This is a genomic window from Mesorhizobium sp. B2-5-11, assembly GCF_006440835.1.
Classification (GTDB): domain Bacteria; phylum Pseudomonadota; class Alphaproteobacteria; order Rhizobiales; family Rhizobiaceae; genus Mesorhizobium.
Window position 1 is genome coordinate 1 of sequence record NZ_VFUK01000030.1, and the last position, 1,463, is coordinate 1,463.

Annotated in this window: 3 protein-coding genes; 2 read left to right on the forward strand and 1 reads right to left on the reverse strand. The window is 62.7% G+C overall.

Annotation, left to right across the window (positions count from 1 at the left end; translation table 11 throughout):
* Positions 1-220 (forward strand): hypothetical protein (locus FJ490_RS32990; protein ID WP_210241397.1); only part of this gene is annotated, 220 nt, incomplete at its 5' end.
* 66 nt (positions 221-286) lie between these two features.
* On the opposite strand, the gene FJ490_RS32490 is transcribed toward FJ490_RS32990, so the two are convergent.
* A complete protein-coding gene (locus FJ490_RS32490; protein WP_224656386.1) occupies positions 287-1,339 on the reverse strand; it encodes an IS110 family transposase in 1,053 nt (350 codons plus the stop codon).
* Between FJ490_RS32490 and FJ490_RS33485 the strand changes: the two genes are divergently transcribed.
* Positions 1,220-1,463: hypothetical protein (locus FJ490_RS33485; RefSeq protein ID WP_224656387.1), on the forward strand; the 244-nt coding region annotated here is incomplete at its 3' end. The two genes, FJ490_RS32490 and FJ490_RS33485, sit on opposite strands and share 120 nt — an antisense overlap.

A 1,463-nucleotide genomic window follows, 5' to 3' on the forward strand; every position in this document is an offset into this window, starting at 1 on the left:
CGCTCTGATGTCCGCTGTCAAGGTTTGGAACGCAGAAGGTCGCCCGATCCGAGGAACGGCTGCTCATTCTGATGAGCGCGCATGGGTGGAGGCGGAACTGAAGGACGTCGGTGATCAAGCTCTGATGCGCGGGTTGGCTACCGCATTCCCGATTGTGCGTCCGGGGCTGTTCCTATCTTACTGCGGGCGTCGGTCAATTTGCCGGCCACAAAGCGTCTGACGGGCATTCCCCTGCCGTGGTCCCGCCTCCGCCCATGCGCGAGGTGTAGACTGCCGCGGCGAGCGATCAGGTGGAGCGTGCCTCCCTGGCGACGGCCCACATGAAGCCGACTAGTTCGCGGGCGATCGCCGTGCAGACCACCGTCGTTCGCTTGCCTCGCGCAACCAGCTTTCGATACCGGGTCGTCAGGCGGGCCTGAGCCTTCCATGCGATCTCACGGACTTTCGGCGGTGCCTGCTCCAACCGGTACAGCTTCGCCTTGCCGATCCGGGGTGGATGTCGATAGGTCCAGGCGCTCTCAACCAGCATGTGGCGAACGCGGCCATTGCCTGCCTTGGTGATGCCGCCACGCCTGATTGTCTCTCCAGTCGACCGCTCGCCGGGAACGAGGCCGAGATAGCCCATGAGCTGGCGAGGGCTCTCAAAACGGCTTACGTCGCCGACCTCGGTGGCGAACGTCACGGCGACGATCAGATCGACCCCACGCAATGTCTGGAGCGCTCGCACGATCGGCGCCAGCGACCAGTTCGGGATGAACTCTTCGATCACGCGATCAAGCCGTTCCACACGCTCTTTCGAGACGCGCACCGCTTCGACCATTTCCTGGAGCGCGATCTGATGTGCAGGATAATCGAACCGCTGCTCCTGCAACCAACGCAGGTAGCGCATGGTCCAGTTCTTCGTGCGCGGATAGGCACGACCATGCTTGAGCATGAAAGCGCTCACCTGCTGGCGATGGACCCGCAGCGTCTCGACCGCGGCTGCCCGGGCGCGAACGAGATCTCGCATGGCTTCGTGATCTTCATCGGGAACCCATACCGCCGTCAGTTCGCCGGCGCGCAGCAGCCTTGCCAATGAAAGAGCATCCCGGCGGTTCGTTTTCACCCGATCGCCAGGCTTCCTTGGAATCAGCGATGGCGCGACCACGGTGCATTCATGGCCAAGGGAACGGATCAGCCGGTAAAGGCCATAGCCGGTTGGGCCCGCCTCGTAGCATAGGTGGATGCGATCGAACTTGGCAGCGATCCGTTGGATAACGCGGCGCATACTCGTATCCGATGCGTCGACCTCGCCGAAGAACCGAACCTCTCCCTCCCGGCCGGCTTCCGCAATCGCGATGGCGTTCCTCAGCTTAGCGACATCGATTCCGACAAATGCTTCCCTATAATCTGCCACGGCTCGTCCTCCTGTGATGAGGATCGGCTCGGACCGCCCGAGCAACCCTCGGACGCGCAGTGTAGGG